This is a genomic window from Aureimonas ureilytica DSM 18598 = NBRC 106430 (genome assembly GCF_000382705.1).
In the GTDB taxonomy this organism is placed as follows: domain Bacteria; phylum Pseudomonadota; class Alphaproteobacteria; order Rhizobiales; family Rhizobiaceae; genus Aureimonas; species Aureimonas ureilytica.
Genome location: NZ_ARQE01000006.1, coordinates 203,138 through 222,984 on the forward strand (window position 1 = coordinate 203,138; position 19,847 = coordinate 222,984).

Below are 19,847 nucleotides of genomic sequence, written 5' to 3' on the forward strand. Positions count from 1 at the left end.
AGCGGTCGAACCTCCGAAATCGAGGTCCTTATGATCGGGTCGTTCGGCAAAGCCTGCCGTCGCCATTTCCCCAAGGATCGCCTCATGAGCCAGTTCCGGCCGAAATTCATCACCTTCGACTGCTACGGCACGCTGACCAATTTCCAGATGGCGGAAGCCGCACAGGAGATCTACGGCGCGCAGCTGAGCGAAGAGCGGATGCGCGAGTTCATCAAGAACTTCTCGGCCTACCGACTCGACGAGATTCTCGGCGACTGGAAGCCCTACAACGAAGTGGTGCACAACGCCGTCGAGCGCACCTGCAAGCGCAATGGCGTCGCCTTCGACCCGGCCGACGCGCGCAAGATCTACGAGAAGGTCCCGAGCTGGGGCCCGCATGCGGACGTGCCGGCGGGCCTGGCGAAGGTCGCCAAGGAAATCCCGCTCGTGATCCTGTCCAACGCCATGGACGAGCAGATTCCGCACAATGTCGAGAAGCTCGGCGCTCCGTTCCACGCCGTGTTCACCGCGCAGCAGGCCCAATCCTACAAGCCGCGCATGCGGGGCTTCGAGTACATGCTCGATCAGCTCAACGCGCGCCCGGAGGACATCCTCCACGTCTCCTCGTCGTTCCGCTACGATCTGATGACGGCGCACGACCTCGGCATCAAGAACAAGGTCTGGGTCAATCGCGGCCACGAGCCGGCCAACCCCTATTACGGCTACACCGAGATCAAGGACATCGGCGGACTGCCGGGCGTCGTCGGCCTCTGAGCCATCCACCGAAGCGCCGGCCCGGCGGCCACGCGGCCGCCGGGCTCCTCATGGCTCTCAGCCGGGAAACGCACCCATGCAGTTCAAGTCCTACTGGCACGACACGGCCCCTCGTTTCGCAGGCGGGTCTGCGGGTCCCGTGGAGGGGCATTACGACGTCGCCGTGATCGGCGCCGGCTTCACCGGGCTTTCGGCAGCGCTGCACCTCGCCAAGTCCGGCGTGCGCGTCATCGTGGTCGAGGGCGGAACGGTCGGCGCGGGCGCGTCCGGGCGCAATGGCGGCCATCTCAACAATGGCATCGCCCACGGCTATGCGAGCGCCAAGGCCCATCTGGGCGCCGAGCGCGCCAAACAGCTCTACAAGACCTATGACGACGCGGTGGATTCGATCGAACGGATCGTGCGCGAGGAAGGCATCGACTGCAATTTCCGCCGCGCCGGGAAGCTGAAGCTCGCGTCCAAGCCGGGCCATGTCGCCGCCATCCGCAGCAATTTCGAGCTTGTTCATGCCGAAGTCGATCCCGACACGGCCTTTCTGAGCCGGGAGGACCTTCGCGCCGAAATCGGCTCCGACGCGTTCCACGGCGCCATGCTCTCCAAGAAGAGCGGCATGATGCATATGGGCCGCTTCGTCGTGGGCCTCGCCGAGGCCGCCGTGCGCCATGGCGCCGCGATCTACGAGAACGCGGTCGTTTCCGAACGCAGGGTGGAGGACGGCCGCAGCCGGATCGTCACATCGCGCGGGACGGTCACGGCCCAAACCGTGCTCCTGGCGACGGGCGCCTATACGACCGAAGGCTTCTCGCATTTCCGCCGCCGCATCATTCCGGTCGGCAGCTTCCTGCTGGCGACGCGCCCGCTGACGCCGGACGAGATCGCGCGCACGCTGCCCGGCAACCGGACCTACGTGACGTCCATGAACATCGGGAATTATTTCCGCCTCGCGCCGGACGGGCGCCTGATCTTCGGCGGACGCGCCCGATTCTCGACCACGTCCGACCAGACCTCGGACGCGCGCAGCGGCGACATCCTACGGGCGAGCCTCAAACAGTTCTTCCCCCATCTCGCCGATATCGAGATCGACTATTGCTGGGGTGGGCTCGTGGACATGACGCAGGATCGCTTTCCGCGCGCGGGTTTCGCAGACGGCATGTGGTTCGCCATGGGCTATTCGGGCCACGGCGCGCAGATGTCGGTGGAGATGGGCCTCATCCTGGCCGACGCGATCCTCGGCCGTGAGAACCGCAATCCGGTGGACGGTCTCGATTGGCCGACCATCGCCGGCTATTCCGGCAAGCCCTGGTTCCTGCCCATGGTCGGCCTCTACTACAAGATGCTCGACAAGATCCGCTGAGGGTCATCGGTAGCGCTGCGAGGAAGCCACGCTCGAACCCGGCGGCGTTCAGAGCGGCACGAGAGATTTTCGTGCCGCTCGGCCAGGCGCTTTGGCCGAACATGTCGAATCGCCCTTCAATTCCAGCGTGAAGTTCCGCGCGCGTTCGGACATTCTCCATCTCGACGAGACATCATGGCGGCTCATGCCATCGCGCCGGGCTCCAGCAGCGGCCCGCCCGAATCGACCGACCGGCTGCGGACGGGAAAACGGTAGTGGCAAAGTCGGACACGCTGCACTTGCAGTCCTACGATCTCGCGACGCAGGACATCTCGACGGTGGATCTCAACGCGCTCCACGCGCTGTCCATCAGCGTCGGCTGGCCGCATCGGCAGGTAGACTGGCAATTCCTGCGATCCGTGGGTCAAGGCCTCGTGGCGCTGGACGAGATCGGGCGCGTCTTCAGCTCCAGCATGTGGTTCAGCCATGGCGAGGATTGCGCGACGATCGGCATGGTCATCACCTCGCCCCGCGTCCAGACCCATGGCGGCGGCCGCTGGATGATGGAACGCATGCTGGACGAATGCGGGGATCGCCGGGTGATCGTCAATTCCACCCGCGCGGGCTATGCGCTCTACATCTCGCTTGGCTTCGAGTTCCAGGCCGTGGTGCAGCAGATGCAGGGGACGGTGCGCGCCGCCGCGGCCCTCGCGGCGCTCGGCACGGAGGGTGTCGAGGAGATCACCCCCGCCGAACTCCCCGCCCTCCTCGCCCTCGACCGGGCGGCCTTCGGCTCGGATCGCACCAATCTCGTGTCGCGTCTCGCGCCCTTGTCGCGCATTGTCGGCCTGCGCCGCGACGGCGTGTTGCAAGGCTACGCGATGCGACGGGCCTTTGGTCGCGGTCAGGTTATCGGGCCGATCGTCGCACAGAGCGAAGAGGACGCGATCGCCCTCGCCGCACCGCTCCTTGCCGATCTCGAAGGACGCTTCGCGCGCGTCGACACGCGCCAGCCCGAAGGGCGCCTCCGGTCGTTCCTCCTGGCGTCCGGTCTTGCGGTGTTCGACACGGTGAGGACCCTCACGCGCGGCGCGCCGCTTCCCAAGGTCGAGCCCGGCCGGCCCGGCATCTACGGCCTTGCCGCTCAACCGCTGAGCTAGGCTCTCGGCTCGGCGCCGGCCGCACCGCTTTGCGCGGCGCGAAAGACGGCCGGCGTCAGGCCGGACCATTTCTGGAAGGCGCGGTAGAAGGCGGTCGGCTCGGCATAGCCGAGCAGCGCGGCGATGTCGGCGATCGTCCGGCCGGGCCGGGACAGGAGGTCCCGCGCCAGCACGAAGCGCAGTTCGTCGCGGATCAGCGTGAAGCTCTGCCCCTCGTCCCGCAAGCGGCGGCGCAAGGTCGCCGGCGACAGGCGCATATCGGCCGCCACGCGATCGAAGTCCGGCCACTCGGCGAGAGGCGTCGCCTGGAGACGGCTGCGCACCCGCGCCGAAACGCTCTGGTCGTGGCGATAGCCGAGCAGGATGTTCGCGGGCGCGGCCCGCAGGAAAGGGCCGAGCGCCTTATCGTCCCGGATGATCGGCAGCGCCAGATAGGAGGCGTTGAAGGCGAGCCGGCAGGAAGGCTGGTCGAAGCGCACCGGCGCGCCGAAGAACTGGTGGTAATCCGCTCGGTTTTCCGGCGCGGAACAGGCGAAATCCACCTGCAGAAGCGGAACGCGCCGACCGATCAGCCAGCACAGAACGCCCAAAAGAATGAGCCAATAAGTTCGATAGGCGAAGGCCGAGCAGGGCGCGCCTCGGGTCCGCAAGAGGATCTCGGCCTGTCCGCCGCGATGGTGAAGCTCGCCGGTCGGGTCGTCCAGCACGATCTCCAAGAAGCGCAGCGCACGCCGCAGCGCCTGTTCCAGGCTCCGCGCGCTCAGCACGCTGTGACACAGGAGCTTGAAGCTGCCGGGCCGCATCGGGCGCGCGCCATTGCCGAAGAATTCGTCCTGGAGGACGTCCGCGATCCGCAGCCAGAGCGTGCCATATTGAAGGTTGGAGACCGGAGCCGTCACGGGAAAGGCAAGCCCTAGTTCGGCCAGCACCGGCGCCGGATCGATCCCGGCGCGACGCAAGCTGTCGAGCGCGTCCTCCACGAAGCCGGGCGAAATCATCCGTCGCATGATCCGCCCGTCCCTCTGGCAAATCCGATCAGGCATCGTGACCGTATGGGCCATTGTACGCCAGTCCAAAACGGATAGCGTCGGGGCGATCCCATGGAGGCGTCCAACGGACGGGGATCAGGGAGGAACGGATGCCAATCCCATCTGCGACCGCTGCGGTGCCGGACTACGCCCACGAATACGAAAACTTCCGGCTGGAAGACGCGAGCGCCCGGCTCGCGGGCGATCTCGACGAGGCCATCAATGCCTGTGTGGAATGCTGCGACCGACATGTCGGCGGCGAGCGGGTCGCGCTGCGCTGCCTGTCGTCCGACGAGACCCTGCGCGAAGTCACGTTCGAGGAACTGCGGGACCTGTCGGCGCGGGCCGCGACCGTGTTCCGGGCCGCCGGCATCGGCCCCGGCGACGTCGTCTCCGGCCTTCTGCCGAGGACGCCCGAACTCGTGGTCGCGATCCTCGGCGCATGGCGGCTTGGCGCGGTCTACCAGCCGCTGTTCACGGCCTTCGGGCCGAAGGCGATCGAGCACCGACTGGGCTTGAGCGGGGCAAAACTCGTCGTCACCAATCCGGCCAACCGCTCCAAGCTCAAGGGGATCGCGGGCGCGTTTCGCGTCGCGACCGTGGCGGAGCCCGGTGCGGTCCCGCCCGGCGATCTCGATTTCCGCAATGAGCTCGCCGCCGCCGAGCCCACGACGGCGCCGGTGATGCGCCGGGGCGACGATCTCTTCATGCTCATGTCGACCTCCGGCACGACGGGCCATGCCAAGGGCGTGCCCGTGCCGCTGAAGGCGCTGAACGCCTTTTCCGCCTATATGCGCTACGCGATCGACCTGCGCGAAGACGACACTTTCTGGAACATCGCCGATCCGGGCTGGGCCTACGGGCTCTATTACGCAATCACCGGACCGCTGATGCTCGGGCGAGTGACGATCCTCTACGAGGGCGGGTTCACGGCGGAGAGCACCTATCGCATCGTCCGGCGCATGGGCGTCACCAATCTCGCCGGCTCGCCCACGGCCTATCGCCTTCTCGTGGCAGCCGGGCCGAGGGCGGCGGAGCCTGTGAAGGGGCGCCTGCGCGTGTGCAGCAGCGCCGGCGAGCCGCTGAACCCGGAAGTCTTCCGCTGGTTCGCCGAACATTTGGCGGTGCCGATCCACGACCATTACGGGCAGACCGAGAACGGCATGATGGTGAACAACCACCATGGCCTGACCCATCCCGTGCGGCCGGGCTCGGCGGGCTTCCCGATGCCGGGCTATCGCATGGCGGTTCTGGACGAGGCGGGCCGCGAACTCGGGCCGAACCAGCCCGGCGTTCTGGCGGTCGATATCGCGCATTCGCCGCTTCTCTGGTTCCGGGGCTATCTGAACCAGGACACGCCGGCCATCGGCGGAGGCTATTATCGCACCGGCGACACGGTGGAACTCGAGCCCGATGGCTCGGTCAGCTTCATCGGCCGCTCCGACGACCTCATCACCTCGTCCGGCTACCGCATCGGCCCGTTCGACGTGGAAAGCGCGCTGATCGAGCATCCGGCCGTGGTGGAAACCGCGGTGATCGGCGTTCCCGATCCCGACCGCACGGAGATCGTCAAAGCCTTCGTGGTTCTCGCCGACGGGTTCGACGGTTCCCCGGCGCTCGCCGAGGAACTGGCGCAGCATGTCAAGACGCGCCTCTCGGCGCACGCCTATCCGCGCGCCGTCGAGTTTCTGGACGAATTGCCAAAGACGCCGAGCGGCAAGATCCAGCGCTTCGTTCTGCGCAAGGCCGAGATCGAACGGCTCGGCCGCGCATGAGGAGGCACGGATGATCATCACCGACAGCGTCTTCCTCGTCACCGGCGCCGGTTCCGGCCTCGGCGCGGGCGTCGCCGCCATGGCGATCGCCGCCGGCGCGCGGGTTCTTCTCGCCGATATCAATCAGTCAGCGGTCGAGGCCGTCGCGGCGGGCCTCGGGCCGAACGCGCGGGCCTGCCGGGTGGACGTGACGCGCGAAGACGAGGGCATGGCCGCCGTGAAGTCGGCGCTCGACGCCTTCGGGCGGATCGACGTGCTCGTGAACTGCGCCGGCATCGTGCCCGGCCAGCGGATCGTCGGGCGCGAGGGGCCCCACGATCTCGATCTCTTCACGCGGGTCGTCGCCGTCAATCTGATCGGCACGTTCAACATGCTCCGCCTCTGCGCCGACGCGATGGCGAAGCAGGACCCCAATGAGGCGGGCGAGCGAGGCGTGATCGTCAACACCGCCTCGGTCGCCGCCTTCGAAGGGCAGATCGGGCAGGCCGCCTATGCCGCGTCCAAGGGCGGCGTCGCGGCGATGACGCTGCCGGCCGCGCGCGATCTGGCGCGACACGGCATCCGCGTCGTGTCGATCGCGCCCGGCATGTTCGAAACGCCGATGGTGGCCGGCATGCCGCAGGAGGTGCAGGACACGCTCGGCGCCTCCGTCCCCTTCCCGGCCCGCTTCGGCCAGCCATCGGAATACGCCGCGCTGGTGCGCCATATCGTGGAAAATCCGATGTTGAACGGCGAGGTCATCCGCCTCGACGGCGCGCTGCGCATGCCGCCGCGCTGAGAGCCCGCCCGCAGTATCGAGACAGGAAGGAAACCGAGGATGAGCGAACGCGATCCGGTGGTCATCGTGTCGGCCGCGCGAACCGCCATGGGCGGCTTCATGGGCGCCCTGTCGGGCCTGCCGAGCGCCGATCTCGGCGCGGCGGCCATCGCCGGCACGCTCCAGCGCGCAGGGCTCGCGCCGGATGCCGTGTCGGAGGTCGTGATGGGCTGCGTCCTCACGGCCGGCCAGGGCCAGGCGCCCGCGCGCCAGGCCGCGCTCGGCGCCGGCCTGCCGCTCGGCACGGGCGCGACCACGGTCAACAAGATGTGCGGCTCGGGCATGAAGGCGGCGATGCTCGCGCATGACCTGCTCCTCGCCGGCTCGGCCGACATCGTGGTGGCCGGCGGCATGGAGAGCATGTCGAACGCCCCGCATCTCCTGCCCCGGATGCGCGTCGGCCAGCGCATGGGCCATTCCGAAGTGATCGACCACATGTTCTGCGACGGGCTGGAGGACGCCTATGATCGCGGCCGGCTCATGGGCACGTTCGCCGAGGATTGCGCCGAGAGCTATCAGTTCACCCGCGAGGCGCAGGACGCCTATGCCCTCGCCTCCCTCGCCCGCGCGCAGGCCGCGATCGCGGAAGGTCGGTTCGCGAGCGAGATCGTGCCGGTCGATGCCCCATCCGGCCGCGCGACGCTCCGTGTCGAGGAAGACGAGCAGCCCGGCAAGGCGCGGCCCGACAAGATCCCGACGCTGCGCCCCGCCTTTCGCGACGGCGGCACGGTGACGGCGGCCAACGCCTCCTCCATTTCGGACGGCGCGGCGGCGCTTCTCCTGATGCGCGCCTCGCAGGCCGAGCGGCGGGGACTGACGCCTCAGGCACGGCTCGTCGGCCATGCGACATTCGCCGACAAGCCCGCGCTGTTTCCGACGGCTCCCGTCGGCGCGCTGCGCCGCTTGAGCGAGCGCACGGGCTGGGCGCTCGGCGATGTCGATCTCTTCGAGGTCAACGAGGCTTTCGCCGTGGTGGCGCTGGCGGCGATGCGCGACCTCTCGCTTCCGCACGATAAGGTGAACGTGAACGGCGGCGCCTGCGCGCTCGGCCATCCGATCGGCGCATCGGGCGCGCGCATTCTCGTGACGCTCCTCGCCGCCCTGCGGGATCGCGGGCTGGAACGCGGCATGGCCTCCGTATGCATCGGCGGCGGCGAGGCGACGGCCGTCGCGATCGAGAGGATGCACTGATGCTTTTGACCGATCTTCAGACGCAGATCCGCGACGCCGCCCGGGATTTTGCGCAGGAGCGGCTAGCGCCCGGTGCAGCCCTGCGCGACCGGGAAAGCCGCTTCCCGCGCGACGAGCTTCGCGAGATGGGCGAACTCGGCTTTCTCGGAATGCTGGTGTCAGAGGACTATGGCGGCTCGGACGCCGGAACCGTCGCCTATGCGCTGGCGCTGGAAGAGATCGCGGCGGCGGACGGTGCCTGTTCCACCATCGTCTCGGTTCATTCCTCGGTCGGCTGCGTTCCGATCCTGCGCTTTGGCACGGACGAGCAGAAGGCGCGCTTTCTGCCCAAACTCGCGTCCGGCGAATGGATCGGCGGTTTCGCGCTGACCGAGGCGCAGGCCGGCTCGGACGCCTCGGCGCTGCGCACCCGCGCCCGGCGCGAGGGCGATCATTACGTGATCGACGGCTCCAAGCAGTTCATCACTTCCGGCCGCAACGGCCAGATGGTGATCGTCTTCGCCGTGACCGATCCCGATGCGGGCAAGAAGGGCATTTCCGCCTTCATCGTACCGACCGACACGCCGGGCTACGAGGTCGTCACCGTCGAGCACAAGCTCGGGCTGCACAGTTCGGACACCTGCGCCCTCGCCTTCGACGGGATGCGCATTCCCGCCGAGAACCGGCTCGGCGCGGAAGGCGAAGGCTACCGGATCGCGCTCGCCAATCTGGAGGGCGGGCGCATCGGCATCGCCGCGCAGGCCGTCGGCATGGCGCGCGCCGCCTTCGAGGCCGCGACGCGCTATGCCAAGGAGCGGCAGAGCTTCGGTAAGACGATCATCGAGCATCAGGCGGTCGGCTTCTCGCTGGCCGACATGGCGACGCAGATCGCGGCCGCGCGCCAGCTCGTTCTCCATGCCGCCGCGCTCAAGGAAGCCGGCCAGCCCTGTTTGCAGGAGGCCTCCATGGCCAAGCTCTTCGCCTCCGAAATGGCGGAGAAGGTCTGCTCGGCGGCGATCCAGGTCCATGGCGGCTATGGCTATCTAGCCGACTATCCGGTGGAGCGCATCTATCGCGACGTTCGCATCTGTCAGATCTACGAGGGCACGAGCGAGGTGCAGCGCCTCGTGATCGCCCGCGCGCTTTGAGGAGAGTTCCATGCCGAATCTGATCGAGATCACGCGCGAGGGCCGGGTCGCCCTCGTCCGGCTGAACCGCCCCGCGCAACTCAATGCGCTGAACCTCGCCCTCGCGGAAGAACTCGTCGCGGCCACCGAAGCGCTCGCCGCCGACCGGAGCGTCGGCGCCATGGTTCTGACCGGCTCGGACAAGGCCTTCGCCGCCGGAGCCGACATCGCGGAGATGGCCGACAAGAGCGCCGAGGACATGGTGGAGCGCGACTTCTTCGCGATCTGGGACCGCTTCGCCGCCGCCCGCATCCCGAAGATCGCGGCGGTGAACGGCTATGCGCTCGGCGGCGGCTGCGAGGTCGTGATGATGTGCGATTTCGCCATTGCCGGCGAAGGCGCGCGCTTCGGCCAGCCCGAGGTGCGGCTCGGCGTCATCGCCGGCATGGGCGGAACGCAGCGCATGACCCGGCTGATCGGCCGCTCGCTCGCCATGGATCTGCATCTGACCGGGCGCACCATGCGGGCGGACGAAGCGCTGCGCGCAGGGCTCGTGGCCCGCGTCGTGCCGGACGCCGAGGTCGTGTCCACCGCCATGGCGGCGGCGGCCGAGATCGCCGCCCATTCCCGCGCGGCGGTGCGCCTTGCGCGAGAGGCCGTGGCGAAGGCCGAGGAACTGCCGCTCGGCGAGGGCGTGCGCTACGAGCGCGCCCTGTTCCACCGCCTCTTCGGCACGAAGGACCAGCGCGAGGGCATGGCGGCCTTCCTGGAAAAGCGCCCTGCCCGGTTCCACGAGCCGGACGAGGCGGCGGAGCGCGGGGCATGACGACGCCCTTCGTTCGCGCCACGATCGACGGCGCCCTCGGGCGCGTGCATCTCGACCGGCCCGAGGCGCTGAACAGTCTCGACCTCGACATGGTCAGAACCATCGCGCAAGCGCTGGACGGGTTCGAGGCCGACGATCGCGTGCGCGCCGTGGCGCTGACGGGCGAAGGCCGCGCCCTGTGCGCGGGCGGCGACATCAAGATGATCTGGCGCACCGGCCGCAGCGAACCGGACGCGGCGCTCGCCTTCTGGGCCGAGGAATATCGGCTGAACGCGCGGATCGCGCGAGCGCCCAAGCCCTGGGTCGCGATCATGGACGGCATCTGCATGGGCGGGGGCGTCGGGCTGTCCGTTCATGGCAGCCATCGCGTCGTCACGGAGCGCACGCGCTTCGCCATGCCCGAGACCGGGATCGGCTATTTCCCCGATGTCGGCGGCACCTATGCCCTCTCGCGCGCGCCCAATCGGCTGGGCTTCTGGTTGGGGCTGACGGGCGCGGCGGTCGGCGCGGCGGACACGATCGCGGCGGGTCTCGCGGATGCGATGCTGCGCTCGGACGATTTGCCCACGCTCCTCGCCGATCTTGCCGCCGGCCGTCCGGTCGAGGAGGCGATCGCCGCCCGTGCCGTCGATCCCGGCCCCTCGCGCCTGCGCGAGAACGCAGCGCTTATCCAGTCGGCCTTCGCGGGCGCCGAGATGGCGGCGATCCTCGATTCGCTTCGAGCGGATGCGTCGGACTTCGCGATGGAAACGCTGGCGCTTCTCGACGCGAAATCGCCGACGAGCCTCGTCCTGACGCTGCATCTCCTGCAGGAGGCGATCGGCGCGCCCGATCTCGAAACCTGTCTCGATCGCGAATATGCGGCGGATGTCGCTATTCTCGAAGGGCACGACTTCTACGAGGGCGTCCGCGCCGCCGTGATCGAGAAGGATCGCAATCCGGTCTGGCGTCCCGCGTCGTTGTCGGCCGTCGATCGGCACGCGCTTTTGGCATCGCTCCGTCCCCAGCCCTCACTCTTCGCTCCCGCAGCGAAAGGCTGATCCCCCGAAAAGCGAAAAACGCCTGCCTCCCGTTTCGCGCCTGGGAGAAGCGACGCGAAACGGGATGGCAGGCGTTGAGGCAGGAGGCGACCGGATGGCGATCCGATCGTCCAAGGGTCGGTTCAGCCAGCGATCAGTTCAGAAACGCGGCGTCCGAACCGGGCACCATGTCCTGATCGATGCCGACGGCCGGCTGAACGACCTTGTGCATCACGGGAGCCTTCGGCGCGGGGCCTTCGAAGGCCGCGTCGGAACCGGGAACCAGCGTACCGTCGAACACGGTCGCGAGTGCGCCGCCCGTCGCGGCCGTGCGGGGCATGCCGTAGCGGCTGGTCGAGCTGTGGATCGGAGCGGGCGTCGCCTGCGAATAGAAGGAGGCGTCGGAGCCCGGCACGATGGAATCGGCAAAAGCGGGAGCGGCAGTCGCGGCCATCGAGGCGAGCGCGATGAGGGTAACGATCTTCATGATATTTCGTCCTTGCCAGAAAGATCGCCGCTTCGAACTCGACAGCGCCGCGATCCTTGACAACAAGATGACGCAGCTGCGTTATGAATGGAACTGAAGTGTTGTCAGGGTCGGTGTGAATTTCATGCACTTCCGGCTGTTCGATCTGAATCTCCTGCGGGTCTTCGAAGCCCTTTACGAGGATCGCAACGCCACTCTCGCGGGTCGTCGGCTGGGGCTCAGCCCATCGGCCGTCAGCCATGCGACGGCGCGCCTGCGCGAGGCACTGGGCGACCCGCTCTTCATCCGCGTTCCCGGCAAGATGGTGCCGACGCAGCGCGCTCTGGAGATTGCGCCCTCGATCCTCGAAATCCTGCGCCAGCTTCAGGACGTTCTGGAAAGCAAGAGTTTCGTTCCCGCCGAGAGCACGCGGGAATTCGTGATCGCGACGGTTCCTTACGTCTCGCTCGTCGTGATTCCCCCGCTTCTGCGCGTTCTTCATCGAGAGGCGCCGCATGTCCGGCTGCGCACCGTGCGCTTGACGGATCATTCGATGCGCGATCTGCAGAACGGCGAGATCGACGTGATCGTGACCCGCGTGCGCGGCGAGCACGACGGCATGGAATGCCATGTCCTTTTCGAGGAATCGCTGGTCTGGGTGGTCCGCGCCGATCATCCGGCGATCCGCGAGGGCATGACCCATGAGCGGCTGAGAACCATTCCCTTCGCGCGGATTCTCACGCCCGATCTCTGGTCCCAGCAGGTCGGGGAGCGAAACCGCACGGCCTATGCCGACCTGATCGATCGCGAGCGGCAGGGCTGCGCGAACGAGCCGGCCTGCGAGCCGGCCGTGATCGTTCCCGACAGTCTGAGCGCCCTCGTTCTGGTTCTGGAAAACGGCTTCGCGGCGCTCGTGCCGAGCCGCATCGCGACCCGCTCGCATCTCGGCCACCAGTTGCGGTCCATCCCGATCTCGACGCTCAATCCGCCCGCCCAGATCGGCGCCCATGTCGCCGCGCGCTCGAAGCACGATCCCGGCGTCGAATGGCTTCTCGCATGTCTGCGCGAGGCGACGGACGGATCGGTGCCGAGCGGGGGTTTTTGCGAGACGGGAGGCGCGGCGGGTTCTTCCGACGAGATCGTCAGCGTGGGCTGAACCTTCAAAGCCCGCTCGCAAGCGCGCTCAACTCTCCCGGAAATGCAGGCCCAAGAGAAGCGCATGCGCGTGCCGCGTCGCGGCTCCCGTTGCCTCCGCCATAGCAGGCAGCACCATCCATTCGAGCGTCCAGGCGGCGCCGGAGCGCTCGTTCTCGTGGACCATGGATTGGGAAAGCGTGCCGAGCAGGCCGGCGTTCAGCCGCGCGAGCGTCACGAGAACCTCCGCGCCGACAGGATTCTGCTTGTGCGCCATGGCCGACGATCCCCCGCCGCCGGACAGTTTCACCGCGCCGACCTCGCTCTGCGCCATCAATGCGAGGTCCTGCCCGATCTTGCCGAGCGTGCCGGACAGGAGCGCGAGGCCCTGGGCGATGTCGAGGATCGGCGTGCGGTCGGAATGCCAGGGCGCGGCGTCGCGCAATCCGAGGCGCGTCGCCATGTCGGCCCGCAGGGCCTCGTAGGACGGGCCGAAGCTGCCGCCATTCCCGATCGGACCGCCGAGCTGGATCGGAAGCGAGCGGGCGAGTTCGCCAAGGCGCTCGCGATGGCTCCGGAGGGGCCGTGCCCAGGTCGCCAGCTTGTCGGCGACGGTGAAGGGAAGCGCCGCCTGCATCCGCGTCTGCGCCATCAGCGGCCTGTCGCCCTCCTCCGCGCACAGCCGCGCGATCTCGGTCAGCACCGCGTCGGTACGGGCACCGAGGAGGCCGAGGAGACCTTGCAGCCGCAGCATGAGGCCGGTGTCGATCACGTCCTGGCTGGTGGCGCCCTGATGAACGCTCGGGCCCGCCTCACCCGCAGCGCCGCGAAGCTGGCGCACGAGTTCGGGGATGACGACGCCATCGCGCGAAAGGCCACGGCGGAGGGCCGCTTCGTCGGGCGTGAAGGCCCGCACCGCCGCGCCGATGCGCGCGGCCGCAGCGGGATCGATCGTGCCGAGCGCGCCTTGCGCCTCGGCCAGCGCCGCCTCGACGCGCAGGAGCGCGGCGATCTCGGCCTCCGGCGCGAAGAGGTCCGCGATTTCGGGATCGCCGGTCAGGGCGTCGAGAAGCGGCGCCATGCGGTCAGACCCGTTCCAGCGCCACGGCGATGCCCTGGCCGACGCCGATGCACATGGTGGCGAGCGCGCGGCGGCCACCGTTGAGCTGGAGTTCCAGGGCGGCCGTCCCGGCGATGCGCGCGCCCGACATGCCGAGCGGGTGGCCGAGCGCGATCGCCCCGCCGTTCGGGTTCACCCTGATGTCGTCGTCGGCGATGCCGAGGTGGCGGAGCGTCGCGAGGCCTTGGCTGGCGAAGGCCTCGTTCAACTCGATCACGTCGAAATCGGTCTGGGCGAGCCCCAGCCGCTCCATCAGCTTCTTCGAGGCCGGCGACGGGCCGAAGCCCATGATGCGGGGCGCGACACCCGCCGTCTCCCCGCCGAGGACGCGGGCGATGGGGGTGAGGCCGTGGCGCTTCATCGCGGCCTCCGACGCCACGATCAGCGCCGCCGCCCCGTCGTTGACGCCGGACGCATTGCCCGCCGTCACCGTGCCGCCCTTGCGGAACGGGGTCGGGAGCTTGGCCAGCGTCTCGATCGTGGTGGCGCGCGGATGCTCGTCAGTGTCCACGACCTTCGGATCGCCCTTGCGCTGCGGGATCGTCACCGGGACGATCTCCCGCGCCAGCCGCCCGTTCGCCTGCGCTTCCGCCGCCTTGTTCTGCGAGCGCACGGCGAAGGCGTCCTGGTCCTCGCGGGAGATGCCGAAATCCTCCGCGACGTTCTCGCCGGTCTCCGGCATGGAATCGACGCCGTATTGCTGCTTCATCAGCGGATTGACGAAGCGCCAGCCGATCGTGGTGTCGTGGATCTCGGCATGGCGGGAGAAGGCCGTTTCGGCCTTCGGCATGACGAAGGGCGCACGGGACATGCTCTCCACGCCACCCGCGATCACGAGCTCTGCCTCGCCGGCCTTGATGGCGCGCGCCGCGATGATGAGCGCGTCCATGCCCGAGCCGCAGAGGCGGTTCACCGTCGTGCCGGGGACCGTCTCGGGGAGCCCAGCCAGCAGCAGCGACATGCGCGCGACGTTGCGGTTGTCCTCGCCCGCCTGGTTGGCGCAGCCGTAGATCACCTCGTCAACGGCGGCAAAGTCCAATGATGGATGCCGCTCCATCAGGGCCTTGAGCGGAACGGCGCCGAGGTCGTCGGCCCGGACGGACGAGAGCGACCCGCCGAAGCGGCCGATGGGCGTGCGCAGATAGGCGCAGATATAGGCTTCGCTCATTTCAAAGCTCCGGGACGATAAGGTCGGCGACCGTGCCGGGGACGACGAGTTCGGCCCCGGTCATCGCCTGGAGTTCGTCGACCGACAGGGACGGCAGCTTCTCGCGCAGGACGAAGCGGCCGCCCTCGATGTCGATGACGGCAAGGCTCGTGTAGACGCGAGTGACGCAAGCAACGCCCGTCAGCGGCAGGGAGCAGCGCTTCACGAGCTTCGGCTTGCCGTCCTTGGTCACATGCTCGGTGATGACGGCGACGCGCTTGGCGCCGTGGACGAGGTCCATCGCCCCGCCGACCGCCGGCACGCCCTTCGGCCCGGTGGACCAGTTGGCAAGATCCCCCGTCTCGGCCACCTCGTAGGCGCCGAGGATCGCGACGTCGAGATGACCGCCGCGCACCATGGCGAAACTGTCGGCATGGTGGAAGAAGGCGGTGCCGGGCTTCAGGGTCACGGCCTTCTTGCCGGCGTTGATGAGGTCCCAGTCCTCCTCGCCGGCCTTCGGGGCCTCGCCGAAGCCGAGGATGCCGTTCTCGGTGTGGAAGATCGCCTCGCGGCCCGGCGGCTGGAACTTCGCCACCATCTCGGGGAAGCCGATGCCGAGATTGACGTAGGCACCGTCCGCGATGTCCTGCGCGGCGCGCCAGGCGATCTGGGTGGATGAGAGTTTCGCACTCATGCGGCCTGCTCCGCGTAGACGGCGTTGGCGCGGTTCAGCTCTTCTTCCTGCGCGGGGTTCGCGACCTCGACCACGCCTTGCACGAAAATGCCCGGCGTCACGACGCTTTCCGGGTCGATCGCGCCCGGCTCGACGATCTCAGACACCTGCGCGATTGTCACCGCCGCGGCCGTCGCCATCAGCGGGTTGAAGTTGCGCGCCGCCTTGTTGAAGACGAGATTGCCGAGCCGGTCGCCGCGATGGGCCTTGATGAGGGCGACGTCCGCCTTCAGCCAGTTCTCGCGCACATACGGCCGCCCCTCGAACTCTTCGACCGGCTTGCCCTTGGCCAGATCCGTGCCGTAGCTCGTCGGCGTGTAGAAGGCCGGAATGCCTGCCCCGCCGGCGCGGATGCGCTCGGCGAGCGTGCCCTGCGGCACCAGCTCCAGCTCGATCTCACCGGCGAGATACCGCTCGGTGAAAACGCGCGGGTCGGCCGAGCGCGGGAAGGAGCAGATGAGCTTCCGTACCATGCCCTGCTCGATCAGGGCGGCGAGGCCGACATGGCCGTTGCCCGCGTTGTTGTTGACGATCGTGAGGTCCTTCGGCGAGCCGGTCGCGAGGAAGCGGTCGATCAGCGAGTGGATCAGCTCGATCGGCGCGCCCGAGCCGCCGAAGCCGCCGATCATCACCACGTCGCCGTCTCGGATAGCGGCGACCGCCTCTTGGAGGCTGGAAAGGGTCTTGTCCATGGGCTCACATATCCAGGAAGACGGTTTCGTTCTCGCCCTGAAGGCGGATGTCGAAGGTGAAGACGGGAAGCCCGTCGCGCATCGATCGGGGCGCGACCAGCGTCGCGCGCCGTGCCGGCTCGGGGATGCGGTTGAGGAGCGGGTCGGCGGCGTTGGCCTCCACCTCGTCGCCGAAGTAGAGGCGCGTGTGCAGGCCGAGATTGATGCCGCGCGCGACGATCCAGATCGTGACGTGGGGCGCCTGGGATCGCCCGTCCGGCCAGGGCACGCGGCCCGGGCGGATCGTCTCGAAACGGAACGTGCCGTCCTTCTCGGAGACGGGCTGGCGCGCCCACCCGGCGAAGGCCGGGTCGGCGGTCCCGCGCGTTTCCTGCGGCGAATTGTGCAGGCCCTCGGCGTCGGCCTGCCAGATTTCGATCAGGGCATCGCGCACCAGATTGCCGGCGCCGTCCGTGACCGTGCCCTCGATGATCACGCGCTCGCCCTTGGTCTCGGGCCCGACGAGAACCAGACCGAGATCGTCCTTCCAGACGCCCGTGATCTCCACCCAGTTCGGATTGGTGCCGATATGGACGTAAGGGCCGGCGGTCTGCGACGGGGACTCTTTCAGATAGTCGAGACGTTGCGCCATCAGTTGCCCTCCATCCGGTTCTCGAACATCGTGGAGCGGCGGCCGCGCAGGACGATGTCGAACTTGTAGGCGAGACTGTCCATCGGGATCGTGGCATGTCGGTCGAGCGCGGCGACGAGCTGGTCGATCGCGGCCCGGTCGGGAATGGTCTTCACGATCGGGCATTGCCAGATCATCGGATCGCCCTCGAAATACATCTGGGTGATGAGGCGCTGCGCGAAGGCGTGGCCGAAGACCGAGAAGTGGATATGGGCCGGGCGCCAGTCGTTGACGCCGTTCGGCCAGGGGTAGGCGCCGGGCTTCACGGTTCGGAACGAGTAGCGCCCCTCGTCGTCAGTGATCGCGCGCCCGCAGCCGCCGAAATTCGGGTCGATCGCGGCGAGATAGCTTTCCTTCTTGTGGCGGTAGCGCCCGCCTGCATTGGCCTGCCAGAACTCGACGAGCGCCCCGCGCACCGGCCGGCCGGCTTCGTCCAGCACCCGGCCATAGACGACGATGCGCTGGCCGATCGCCTCGCCGCCGTCCTTGGAGAAGTTGCGGATCAGGTCGTTGTCGAGCGGACCGAGCACGTCATGACCGAAGACCGGGCCGGTTTCCTCGGACATCGTGGTCGGCAGCGACAGAAGCGCCTGACGGGGCGCGCGCAGGACGGAGGTCTTGTAGGTCGGCGTCAGCGCCGGCGGGTGCCAGTCGCGGTCGCGTTGGAAATAGGAACCGCTCATCGGGCCGCGTCCTCCATCTCGGCATAGGTCTTCTTAGCGATCTTGATCGCGTGATTGGCCGCCGGCACGCCGGCATAGACGGCAACGTGCATCAGCGCTTCGGCAATGTCCTCGGCGCTCGCGCCCGTGTTGCGGGTCGCGCGCACATGCATCGCCACCTCGTCGTCCTGACCGAGCGCGGCGAGGAGCGCGATGGTCACGATCGAGCGCTCGCGCCGCGTGAACCGGTCGCCGGCCCAGACCGAACCCCAGGCGCCTTCCGTGATGAAGTGCTGGAAGGGCGCGTCGAAGGGCGTGATCGCCGCGCTCGCGCGGTCCACATGCGCGTCGCCGAGCACCTGCCGACGCACCGCCATGCCGGCGTCGAAGCGCGTCGCGGCGGTCGTCGCGCGGCTGGCCTCGACGTGATCGGCAATGAGCGCGGCGACCTCCGCCGGCCGCTCCAGGCAGGGCAGATGGCCCGCGCCCGCGACAACGGCGAAGCGCGCGCCGGGAATGAGGTCGGCGGTCCCCTTCACGAGGTCCGGCGAGGTCGGCTTGTCGGCATCGCCGACGATGGCGAGAACCGCCGCGGCGATGCGCGGGACCTCCCCGAGATAATCCGCGTCCCGCACCGCCGCGCAGGCCCCGGCATACCCCTCGCGCGGCGTCGCCTCCAGCATGGCGCGCCATGCGGCAAAACGGGCGGGATGCTCGGCGGGAAAGGCTTCGGAGAACCAGCGCGACGCAACGGCCTCGCCGATCGCCGCGACGCCGCTTTTCTGGACAGTGGCGATCCGGTCGTTCCAGGCCTGCGCCTCGCCGATGCGGGCGGCCGTGTCCATCAGGACGAGGCTTTCGACCCGCTCCGGCGCGTGGATCGCGACATGCTGCGCGATGAGCCCGCCGATCGACAGGCCGACGATCGAGGTCTTGCGCCAACCGAGCGCGTCGAGCAGCGCGGTCAGGTCCTCGGCGAGAAGCGGAATGGAATAGGGGCCGGGCGTCGCCTCGGTCAGGCCGTGGCCGCGCTTGTCGACCAGGAGGATCTCGAAACGATCCCGCAGACGATCCGCCACGTCGGCCCAGATCCTGAGGTCCGAGCCGAGCGAGTTGAGGAAGACGAGGCGCGGCGCGCCTCTCCGCCCTTCGATGCGATGGTGGATCGAAATGCCGTTCGCGGTCACGAATGCCATGAAACCGTCCTCCCTGCCTTTCGGATTAGGCCGCTTGAAACGGCCTGTAAAATGAGGATTCGTGCGCCGACGATAACTCACAGGTTATGACGATGCTCTCTTCCGCCCTTCGCCTGCGTCACCTGAGGACCTTCGTCGCGGTCGCCCGGCAGGGCAGCGTCGGGCGGGCGGCGGAGGAATTGGCGATCACGCAGCCCGCCGTCTCCAAGGCGATCAAGGAGTTGGAGACGATTCTCGGCGCGCCGCTTCTCGCGCGGGAACGCGGCGGCGCGCTGCTCTCGCCCTATGGGGAGATTTTCCTGCGCCATGCGGAGGCGAGTCTGGCATCCCTGCGCCGGGGCCTGGAAGACGTGGCGGATGCCGCCTCGCCGAGCGCGCTGCCGGTGCGCGTCGGTGCGCTGCCCACCGTTTCGGCCCGTCTCCTGCCGCTCGCGATCCGGCGCTATCTCGCCCACAGTCTCGGCGCCGTTCCGCGCATCGTCACCGGCCCGACCGCCTATCTGACGGCGCAATTGCGCGAAGGCGCACTCGATATCGTCATCGGGCGCATGGGCGAGCCCGAGACCATGACGGGTCTCGCCTTCGAGCATCTTTATTCGGAGGTGATCGTCTTCGCCGTGCGCGCGGGCCATCCGCTCGCGGGTGGCACGCTGCGCCCCGAAACGGTGCTGCCCTTCGAATTCCTGCTGCCGCCGCCGGGCTCGGTGATCCGCCCGACCGTGGACCGGCTCTTCACCGCCGCGAACCTGCCGACGCCCGCGCGCGTGGTCGAGACCGTATCGCTCGCCTTCTCGCGCGCCTATATCCTGGCGACCGACGCGATCTGGCTGATCTCCGAAGGCGTCGTTCTCGAAGACCTCCATCGCGGCACGCTCGATCGCCTCGCCGTCGACACGGCGGAGACACGGGGGCCGGTCGGCATCACGATGCGCGCGGGCGACGTGCCCTCGCCCGCCGCCGCCGTTCTCCTCGACGAGCTGCGCGGCGTCGCCGCCGACATCCGTCGCGGCTGACCGGCG

At 68.5% G+C, this 19,847-nt stretch carries 20 protein-coding genes; 11 read left to right on the top strand and 9 right to left on the bottom strand.

What is annotated here, in order from left to right; genetic code table 11:
* Positions 1–84: 84 nt before the first annotated feature.
* From B146_RS0114575 to B146_RS0114585, 3 genes are all read left to right on the top strand, one after another.
* Entirely contained in the window at positions 85–753 is a 669-nt protein-coding gene (locus tag B146_RS0114575; protein WP_026358621.1) for a haloacid dehalogenase type II, read from the top strand.
* A gap of 76 nt (positions 754–829) precedes the next feature.
* Complete coding sequence (locus tag B146_RS0114580) at positions 830–2,107, top strand: NAD(P)/FAD-dependent oxidoreductase (RefSeq protein ID WP_019997190.1); 1,278 nt, start codon at positions 830–832, stop codon at positions 2,105–2,107.
* Positions 2,108–2,361: 254 nt separating this feature from the next.
* Complete coding sequence (locus tag B146_RS0114585; protein WP_019997191.1) at positions 2,362–3,246, top strand: GNAT family N-acetyltransferase; 885 nt, start codon at positions 2,362–2,364, stop codon at positions 3,244–3,246.
* Here B146_RS0114585 and B146_RS0114590 read toward each other — a convergent pair.
* Positions 3,243–4,256 carry an AraC family transcriptional regulator gene (locus B146_RS0114590; RefSeq protein WP_051091578.1) on the bottom strand — a complete coding sequence of 338 codons (1,014 nt, stop codon included), beginning with the start codon at positions 4,254–4,256 and terminating at the stop codon, positions 3,243–3,245. The genes B146_RS0114585 and B146_RS0114590 overlap by 4 nt on opposite strands.
* Before the next feature lie 128 nt (positions 4,257–4,384).
* On the opposite strand from B146_RS0114590, the gene B146_RS0114595 reads away from it, so the two are divergent.
* The 6 genes from B146_RS0114595 to B146_RS0114620 are packed head-to-tail and all read left to right on the top strand — an operon-like array spanning position 4,385 to position 11,029.
* Positions 4,385–6,049, top strand: a complete 1,665-nt coding sequence (locus tag B146_RS0114595) for an acyl-CoA synthetase (RefSeq protein WP_026358622.1) — start codon at positions 4,385–4,387, stop codon at positions 6,047–6,049.
* 10 nt (positions 6,050–6,059) lie between these two features.
* On the top strand, positions 6,060–6,827 hold the full coding sequence (locus tag B146_RS0114600) for a 3-hydroxyacyl-CoA dehydrogenase (protein WP_019997194.1): 768 nt from the start codon (positions 6,060–6,062) through the stop codon (positions 6,825–6,827).
* A 39-nt stretch (positions 6,828–6,866) separates the two neighbouring features.
* On the top strand, positions 6,867–8,057 hold the full coding sequence (locus tag B146_RS0114605; RefSeq protein WP_019997195.1) for an acetyl-CoA C-acyltransferase: 1,191 nt from the start codon (positions 6,867–6,869) through the stop codon (positions 8,055–8,057).
* On the top strand, positions 8,057–9,184 hold the full coding sequence (locus B146_RS0114610) for an acyl-CoA dehydrogenase family protein (protein WP_019997196.1): 1,128 nt from the start codon (positions 8,057–8,059) through the stop codon (positions 9,182–9,184). The genes B146_RS0114605 and B146_RS0114610 overlap by 1 nt, the downstream gene beginning before the upstream one ends.
* Positions 9,185–9,194: 10 nt before the next feature.
* The gene (locus tag B146_RS0114615) at positions 9,195–9,989 is read left to right on the top strand and encodes an enoyl-CoA hydratase-related protein (RefSeq protein ID WP_019997197.1); all 795 of its coding nucleotides are present in this window, start codon (positions 9,195–9,197) and stop codon (positions 9,987–9,989) included.
* A complete protein-coding gene (locus B146_RS0114620; protein ID WP_019997198.1) occupies positions 9,986–11,029 on the top strand; it encodes an enoyl-CoA hydratase/isomerase family protein in 1,044 nt (347 codons plus the stop codon). Before B146_RS0114615 ends, B146_RS0114620 begins: the two co-directional genes overlap by 4 nt.
* Positions 11,030–11,162: 133 nt before the next feature.
* Here B146_RS0114620 and B146_RS0114625 read toward each other — a convergent pair whose 3' ends face one another.
* On the bottom strand, positions 11,163–11,495 hold the full coding sequence (locus tag B146_RS0114625; protein WP_019997199.1) for a hypothetical protein: 333 nt from the start codon (positions 11,493–11,495) through the stop codon (positions 11,163–11,165).
* Between the two features lie 124 nt (positions 11,496–11,619).
* On the opposite strand from B146_RS0114625, the gene B146_RS27845 reads away from it, so the two are divergent.
* Positions 11,620–12,630 (top strand): LysR family transcriptional regulator, encoded by a 1,011-nt coding sequence (locus B146_RS27845; protein WP_155897510.1) that lies wholly within the window; start codon positions 11,620–11,622, stop codon positions 12,628–12,630.
* Between the two features lie 27 nt (positions 12,631–12,657).
* On the opposite strand, the gene B146_RS0114640 is transcribed toward B146_RS27845, so the two are convergent.
* From B146_RS0114640 to pcaDC, 7 genes are read right to left on the bottom strand one after another with little or no spacing between them, the layout of a single operon-like run.
* Positions 12,658–13,689: a 3-carboxy-cis,cis-muconate cycloisomerase gene (locus B146_RS0114640; protein WP_019997202.1), complete on the bottom strand. Its 1,032-nt coding sequence runs from the start codon at positions 13,687–13,689 to the stop codon at positions 12,658–12,660.
* Between the two features lie 4 nt (positions 13,690–13,693).
* Entirely contained in the window at positions 13,694–14,896 is a 1,203-nt protein-coding gene (gene pcaF, locus B146_RS0114645; protein ID WP_019997203.1) for a 3-oxoadipyl-CoA thiolase, read from the bottom strand.
* A 1-nt stretch (position 14,897) separates the two neighbouring features.
* Positions 14,898–15,569 carry a 3-oxoacid CoA-transferase subunit B gene (locus tag B146_RS0114650; protein WP_019997204.1) on the bottom strand — a complete coding sequence of 224 codons (672 nt, stop codon included), beginning with the start codon at positions 15,567–15,569 and terminating at the stop codon, positions 14,898–14,900.
* Positions 15,566–16,300: a 3-oxoacid CoA-transferase subunit A gene (locus tag B146_RS0114655; protein WP_019997205.1), complete on the bottom strand. Its 735-nt coding sequence runs from the start codon at positions 16,298–16,300 to the stop codon at positions 15,566–15,568. The genes B146_RS0114650 and B146_RS0114655 overlap by 4 nt, the downstream gene beginning before the upstream one ends.
* A 4-nt stretch (positions 16,301–16,304) precedes the next feature.
* Entirely contained in the window at positions 16,305–16,931 is a 627-nt protein-coding gene (gene pcaG / locus B146_RS0114660) for a protocatechuate 3,4-dioxygenase subunit alpha (protein WP_019997206.1), read from the bottom strand.
* On the bottom strand, positions 16,931–17,653 hold the full coding sequence (gene pcaH, locus B146_RS0114665) for a protocatechuate 3,4-dioxygenase subunit beta (protein ID WP_019997207.1): 723 nt from the start codon (positions 17,651–17,653) through the stop codon (positions 16,931–16,933). Before pcaH ends, pcaG begins: the two co-directional genes overlap by 1 nt.
* The gene (pcaDC, locus tag B146_RS0114670) at positions 17,650–18,828 is read right to left on the bottom strand and encodes a bifunctional 3-oxoadipate enol-lactonase/4-carboxymuconolactone decarboxylase PcaDC (protein WP_019997208.1); all 1,179 of its coding nucleotides are present in this window, start codon (positions 18,826–18,828) and stop codon (positions 17,650–17,652) included. Before pcaDC ends, pcaH begins: the two co-directional genes overlap by 4 nt.
* A 92-nt stretch (positions 18,829–18,920) precedes the next feature.
* Here pcaDC and pcaQ point away from each other — a divergent pair, with 92 nt between their 5' ends.
* Positions 18,921–19,841, top strand: a complete 921-nt coding sequence (gene pcaQ / locus B146_RS0114675) for a pca operon transcription factor PcaQ (RefSeq protein WP_026358623.1) — start codon at positions 18,921–18,923, stop codon at positions 19,839–19,841.
* The last annotated feature ends 6 nt before the right edge of the window (positions 19,842–19,847 follow it).

Coding starts and splice junctions, on each gene's coding strand:
- B146_RS0114610 (WP_019997196.1), top strand. CDS start 8,057: ATGCTTTTGACCGATCTTCAGACGCAGATCCGCGACGCCGCCCGGGAT.
- B146_RS0114620 (WP_019997198.1), top strand. CDS start 9,986: ATGACGACGCCCTTCGTTCGCGCCACGATCGACGGCGCCCTCGGGCGC.
- B146_RS0114605 (WP_019997195.1), top strand. CDS start 6,867: ATGAGCGAACGCGATCCGGTGGTCATCGTGTCGGCCGCGCGAACCGCC.
- B146_RS0114600 (WP_019997194.1), top strand. CDS start 6,060: ATGATCATCACCGACAGCGTCTTCCTCGTCACCGGCGCCGGTTCCGGC.
- pcaF (WP_019997203.1), bottom strand. CDS start 14,896: ATGAGCGAAGCCTATATCTGCGCCTATCTGCGCACGCCCATCGGCCGC.
- pcaG (WP_019997206.1), bottom strand. CDS start 16,931: ATGGCGCAACGTCTCGACTATCTGAAAGAGTCCCCGTCGCAGACCGCC.
- B146_RS0114625 (WP_019997199.1), bottom strand. CDS start 11,495: ATGAAGATCGTTACCCTCATCGCGCTCGCCTCGATGGCCGCGACTGCC.
- B146_RS0114575 (WP_026358621.1), top strand. CDS start 85: ATGAGCCAGTTCCGGCCGAAATTCATCACCTTCGACTGCTACGGCACG.
- pcaDC (WP_019997208.1), bottom strand. CDS start 18,828: ATGGCATTCGTGACCGCGAACGGCATTTCGATCCACCATCGCATCGAA.
- B146_RS0114655 (WP_019997205.1), bottom strand. CDS start 16,300: ATGGACAAGACCCTTTCCAGCCTCCAAGAGGCGGTCGCCGCTATCCGA.
- B146_RS0114595 (WP_026358622.1), top strand. CDS start 4,385: ATGCCAATCCCATCTGCGACCGCTGCGGTGCCGGACTACGCCCACGAA.
- B146_RS0114650 (WP_019997204.1), bottom strand. CDS start 15,569: ATGAGTGCGAAACTCTCATCCACCCAGATCGCCTGGCGCGCCGCGCAG.
- pcaH (WP_019997207.1), bottom strand. CDS start 17,653: ATGAGCGGTTCCTATTTCCAACGCGACCGCGACTGGCACCCGCCGGCG.
- B146_RS0114640 (WP_019997202.1), bottom strand. CDS start 13,689: ATGGCGCCGCTTCTCGACGCCCTGACCGGCGATCCCGAAATCGCGGAC.
- B146_RS27845 (WP_155897510.1), top strand. CDS start 11,620: ATGCACTTCCGGCTGTTCGATCTGAATCTCCTGCGGGTCTTCGAAGCC.
- B146_RS0114615 (WP_019997197.1), top strand. CDS start 9,195: ATGCCGAATCTGATCGAGATCACGCGCGAGGGCCGGGTCGCCCTCGTC.
- B146_RS0114580 (WP_019997190.1), top strand. CDS start 830: ATGCAGTTCAAGTCCTACTGGCACGACACGGCCCCTCGTTTCGCAGGC.
- pcaQ (WP_026358623.1), top strand. CDS start 18,921: ATGCTCTCTTCCGCCCTTCGCCTGCGTCACCTGAGGACCTTCGTCGCG.